The 6,131-nt window shown below is 43.2% G+C and carries 3 protein-coding genes and 1 pseudogene; 2 read left to right on the forward strand and 2 right to left on the reverse strand.

Annotated elements, in window-relative coordinates:
• Positions 1-3,745: pseudogene (locus tag LC574_RS21985) on the forward strand (hypothetical protein); the annotation flags it as partial.
• A gap of 140 nt (positions 3,746-3,885) precedes the next feature.
• On the forward strand, positions 3,886-4,749 hold the full coding sequence (locus LC574_RS21990; RefSeq protein ID WP_229455625.1) for a hypothetical protein: 864 nt from the start codon (positions 3,886-3,888) through the stop codon (positions 4,747-4,749).
• Positions 4,750-4,811: 62 nt separating this feature from the next.
• On the opposite strand, the gene LC574_RS21995 is transcribed toward LC574_RS21990, so the two are convergent.
• Both LC574_RS21995 and LC574_RS39150 read right to left on the reverse strand, forming a co-directional pair.
• Complete coding sequence (locus LC574_RS21995) at positions 4,812-5,711, reverse strand: hypothetical protein (RefSeq protein WP_229455627.1); 900 nt, start codon at positions 5,709-5,711, stop codon at positions 4,812-4,814.
• An 80-nt stretch (positions 5,712-5,791) separates the two neighbouring features.
• Entirely contained in the window at positions 5,792-6,004 is a 213-nt protein-coding gene (locus LC574_RS39150) for a sensor histidine kinase (protein WP_368736718.1), read from the reverse strand.
• Positions 6,005-6,131: the final 127 nt, after the last annotated feature.

Genomic DNA, 6,131 nt, shown 5'->3' on the forward strand with positions numbered 1-6,131 from the left:
TACTGACTCAATTAAAGAACTAAAACAACTCAATTATTTAAAAAACGGCAATCTCCTAAATCTCCAATTAAAATCAATTGGAACTACTAAAGATGAGGGAGCATTCATTATTGCTGAATCTCCTCATGGCAATTTATTAAGAATCAATAAAATTAATAGCTATGACTTTAAAGGTCAGATATTTGATGATAATCAATATAGAAGCGTCAGTTTAGAAATACCTGCAACCAAAAATAGAGATGCAGTATTTTTAAATGGGGAATTACTCGGAGTATTGCACTATAAAAAAGATAAAGAAGCTCTACAAAAATTGGGAGTTCTTAATCCTGGTCAGATGGGTTCTGTACCTTGTACGCTCCAAAGCAACTTTTCCCACACCTTTGTGAAGGTAGACTCCTCCACAGTACAGTATCCTAAAATATGGACAAAGGAATCTCAAGCCTTCCAGGACACCACTAAACAAGCCGTGGTTACTAAACAAGAGGTGATGGTTGAAAAAAGTGCGCCATTTCTTCAGAAGGTAAAGGAACGACCCACTATCCTATTTACCAGTCAAGAAGATAAAATGTTGGGACTGATGGGAATGGCGGTGGACAACCACAAAACAGAATTTGTTCAGAACTGGTTGAAATCCAAAGGTATTGAATTTAATATTGTAGCTCAGGAAGATGTGCCCTTAGAAACCAAAAAAGGTCTTTCTGTACTTTACCTAGCAATCAGCACAATTCAATCTGATGACCTCAAAGCATTCAAGGACAAGTTTGGGGAACCCTTGGATGCTGATGGTGCAAATAGCGCTTACAATAAACGTCTAAATTCTCTTCCCAATAGACCGCAAGCGTTCCGTCAGGTTGCCGTAGGCATTGGCAATCATCCAAACCAAGTTACCAAACTGGGTTCATCTGCTACCACACAAGCTGTAGCTGCACTCAATTCTCACACTGTCAGTACAACAACTCAAACACCAGTACATCCTCAAAATCATCCCACAATATCGACACCCAGCCAAGGGGCCATACAACCTCCAGCTAACACCACCATCAAGCAAGACATCCTGGAAGTGAAAGCAGGGATAATTGTGCAGCAGGTCAACTGTCAACGAAAGATGGGCGCGGGATTGGCAGCTGCGTTCGTCGAAGACGTGCCGGAGGCAGTCGCCCAGAAATGGTCTACAGTTAAACAAGAATACCTGCACAAACAAGACTGGCAACTGGGCGATGTACAGTTTGTACAGGTAACAAAGCCTGGAGAACCCACCCTAGTAATAGCCAACGTTGCTGGGCAGTATGACTACGGCACTAATTCTAGACAAACTGACTTTGAAGCATTAAGACGGGGACTTGCCCAAGTTAACCAGTATGCCTTGGACAATAACCTACCCGTCTATATCCCTGAACGCCTGGGTTCGGGACTCGCTGGTGGTAAAACGCAACAAGAGAAGGATCAGACTTGGGGGACGGTAAAAGCGATTGTTGCCGAAACCATACCGAATGCCACCATTGTATCCAAACCCCAAGAGGAGGAAGTTGTCATATCTGGCAAACCAGTGCAGATGGTCTTCCCCCTCAAAATGCACTTCGTTCCTAATCCTTTGCCAGTGAATACCACCATCGATGCGATGCGGGGATATGGGCGCTGTCACACAACAAGGACATACGAACCGTATAAAGCTTATGGATTTAAAGAAGGGGAGATTGCGATCGCTGTTGCGGGTTCTAAGCAAGTCGCCTTCCGAGTGGGCAAGCAATACCGCATTACCCAGGAAATGATTACCGACCCAGCCTACCAACAGCAGTGGGCAGCAAGGGAAAAGCACAGCGCCCAGGAGCTTGTTACCTTCAAGGACAAACTCGAAGTGTGGGGACTGCACATGGAACCACTGGGGGATTACGTCAACGGCAAAATTGTACCATTCTTCACCCCAAGCCTTGAGCCATCTTCTGCTACATCTACTGTATCTCCATCTCTGCCAGCAGCTACACCCCCCACAATCTCCACAACTACCATTAGCTCCCCAATTAATATCGGCTCCAGAAGTCCCGACCCACTGGGATCTGCCCTTAGCAATCCCACTGTCAGCGCAAAGGAATTGGGAAACATCAACGGAGACTACCCAGTATCTTTGGGCGACAATGCAGCAGTGCCAGCAGGAAAATACGGCCCGGAGACTTATGCTCAAGATAAAGCTGCTGGAGTACCTTTCCTTTCCGCAGAACAAGCCTACCAACACTACAAACAGACTGTTCCCCAGGGGGAGCAGCGAGTACAGTTGATGGCAGAAATCATCCAAGCTAAGTTAGAGCAACACCCCAAATTGTTTGAAGCCATCACACAAAGGGGAGGGGTGGAATGGTTGGAAAACTGCACTCACTACGTTACCTCAAGCAGAGATAACTACTGGGAAGGCAAGGGCAAGGACTCCCCCTTCATCCGCGCTCTCATCTCAGGATACGCCAAAGTTTTGGAAACATCCCAAACTGCCGATAGCGTTCCGTCAGGTTGCCGTAGGCATCACGTAGCGTGTCCGCAGGGCATAGGGAGGCATGAATCTGCCATAAATATTGCTGAAACCTTATCAAATAATACCGCCTCTGTCTCCAGAGTGGAAGAAATAACAGTCTCTACATCACTTAGCTCTTCCGCAAAAATCAGTAATCCTCTGGCACAATTAAAACCTCTAAACGATGCCGTAGCACATCACATGGAAAAAGATGTGGCAATGGCAGAAGTTGCTACTCAATTTATTGGTAAATCGGCAGCACCACCCAATACGCCTTCTAGTACTCGCAATTACGAGCAAGCTTGGGGAGGACGGGCAAATACTGGAGTATATTCAGCCAATGATACAATTATGGTCTCTGGCTCTGGCCCGTGGCGGGGAGTTACCCAGCAAAAAATTCTCGAAACCTTTAAAAACCATTATGTGCCTTTGCTAGATAAAGCGATCGCATCTGGCAGTTCTTTTGTAGTGGGCAATGCTGCTGGCACTGATCAACTAGTACAAAAATACTTGCAGGAACATGGATATAAGCTGGAGAGCTTCAACAGTGATGGTTACACATGCGCTTCATCGCTAGAACTAGTTACTTCTGTTGATAGCAGCAAAGCCCAAGACGTTACACCCACACAAAACATTGCTGCACAATCCCCAGAACCACCAACACAGCCGACTGCCGTAACTCTAACCGCAGTAACCACTCGCCTCCCAACAACTCAAAATCCTTTGGTTACATCTTCCCAAAATATTCCCCAAACGGGAGTGATAGCTGACACTGTGGGAAGTTATGAGCAAGCCACTATTGATAGTTTGAGAAATTGGTATGGTGCAGCGGACAAACTGGGCAAGTCAGAAGAATACAAAAACCGGATTGCAGAAGTCGCTATTGGGTTTAAATCTGGGCAGGGATTGTCAGAGAAAGTGTTGATTGCTATGACCAAAGATATGAAAGAATTGCGCTCTATAAATCGGCTTACTCAAATTGCTCAAAGAATTAGTGATGTTCTGGGACAACCTGGAGAAAGCGGTTCCATCCAAGTCAAAGGTAAAACCTATGACATTTCTCTCAATTCCTCCCAAAAAGATTTAACAATTTTCCAGAAAAATGGAAATGTTATTCTTGATATTCAATCAGGTCAAGTACAAACCAACCAAATCTCTTCTGAAATACTCAAAAATTTTGAACAAATTAACACAAAAATTGATACGGCTTTAGCTCAAGTGAAATCTGAATATATAGAAATGTAACTAACTTACTATAGAATTCCTATTTTATTTTTTAAAAATCCTCAAACCATAAGTCTCGGCTATCAAGGATTAAAGTCTCAGTATACTTACCAAGCATCAAACCAGTTCCCATATCATCTCAAATATAAACATCACAAATCATGGCTACAAATCCTTTAGTAACACTTGCAGAAACTACCTCCAAAATTTCAGAAGATATATCTCCTGCCAAAGCTGCTTATATCCTCAGCCAGATTTTAGAGCGCATTGGGTATGATGAGGAATCTTTTGAAACCAGTGTAGAGCAATTTAGTCTTTCTGAGCAAGAGGATGCTATCAAAACTTTATCAGAGATAATTGGTGGAGTGAATTCAGGAAAGTCTTATGAAGAGTCGATATTAACAGCATTCTCTTTAGCAGAGGATGGTTTTACAGAAGTTGAACAAGAGGCAGCAAACTTATCATTGGTAGAGGGACTTGCTGAAGAATTTAATAATAAGGTAGAACCCTTAGCATTGATAGGAGTAAGTGAAACATTGCAGCGACAAGAGAGGAAGGATGAAATACAGAACACTTCAACATTCACTAGAGATGTGATTGAGGAAGTAACTTATCTGACTAAACAAGAAGAAACTTCAGCAAACCTTCAGCAGCAAAATACAGAAAACATGCACCGATATGTAATTCCGCTAGCCTTAACAAGACTAATGAAAGAGGAGTCAGTTATAGAGAGTAGGGATACTGAAGATTTAAAAACCAGAATATATGAGTCAGAGAAGTTTACTGCAATACTAAAATTTACTCCTGGGGGCGAGCAGTTATTAGCTTTGGATAGAAATGCTCCCCTAGAGAATAATGAAGAAGCCAGAGCCTTGGAAGCTACGAGAGAATCTTCTCAGCTAAGATTTGAGGTTATTATCAATAATCTCACCCAACAAGAGCTAGAAAAAATCAAAATTATAGCTCTACAAGAGGCTCAAAATCTACCTCAAAATAGGAGACAACAAGGGGAACTAGGTGAATGAATGAAACTTGCCCAACAAAAGCACTCTACTGACTCTCTGATAAGATACCGATAAGTTTAAAATTAAATCCCTCTTACTCCAAACCTTGCCAACAATTCCTCACGGGATAGTTCAAGACACAGGCGAGTATATTCCTCTGGCATTAACTGTAGTAGGGGTTCAATTACTCTTGACAATTCGTCATCCAAAGACCCAAACCTGACTCTAAGTAAATTCTCCACCACTAAGCGTTGTCCTTCTAGCCTTGCTTGCTGTTTTGTTGCTTCTTCCCATTGCTGATAAGCTTGTGATAAGTTCATAATCAACTCCTCGTCATCTTCAGTTAAATTTTCGTTCTGTTGGACTAAGACAATACGCCAATTAGTGATGAGTCTTAGCGTATTTTGTCGTAACAGGTTGCTTTGCGGGAGTGCCAGTAATTCACTAACGGCTTGGCGTTGAGTTTCCCCCCTACCTAAAATCCTCAGCCACAGAGTTTCAATTGTCTGTGGTAATTGGTTAACTGCGACTACAGCTGTCCTGAAAGATTCAGGTAAGAAGTAAACACCAGGCAGCCAATTTTCTAGCTCTAGTCTAGCGCCAAAACTGTTGAGCAAAGATTCTGAAGCAGAAGGTGCTAAAATCCAGAGACGCGGTAAACCATCTTCTGGTAAAGAAGTATTTTCTCGCCTTGCTTTGCGCTGCAACTCCCCGTAAAAAGAAAATAACTTGAGGATACAATTACGCACCTCAGTTTTACTAGGTTGATTGCGAAATGGTTCTAACAGCGAAGCGCTCCTCACAATTCTACCGAGTAACCCCAAAGACTGCGCGTTAGCCTTGGGCGACGGTGCAGGGGAGAACAAAATATCCACTTGGCGAACTTCATCAGTCACTTCGCGGCTGACTTCCACTTTTCCCAAAGGAGAAAGCAATTCTTCTAAATACTGCTTCGCAAACTGGTCGTGAGGCTGTCGGATCATCAACTTTTAGGTTCAATAACATTGCTTAGAGTACCAGAAGCATCCACACCATAACATCCAACATTCAACACCTAGAGAAGTCACGGGGGAGTGGTTGGTTGGGAGAACGGGAGTTGGATAGTAAATGTAGAACCAAGACCAGGGGAGGAGGAAACCCCAATATTCCCCTTATGAGCTTCAACAATTTGCTTTGCCAAGTACAGTCCCAACCCAAACCCCACGCTTCTGTGACCTCTCACACCACAGTAGAATCTGCTAAAAATCTTGGGCAAATCCTCATCAGAGATTCCCATCCCAATACTGCTCGGTTAAGGAGAAGTAGAGGTAAAACAAAGAAAATTTTGTTCGCGTAAAACATCCGCGAACAAAAGGATTGGACTTACTTTTTCTCTTTGAGGCTATCGTACAAGTCCACCCAAT

The organism is Nostoc sp. CHAB 5715, assembly GCF_020829685.1.
Lineage (GTDB): Bacteria > Cyanobacteriota > Cyanobacteriia > Cyanobacteriales > Nostocaceae > Nostoc.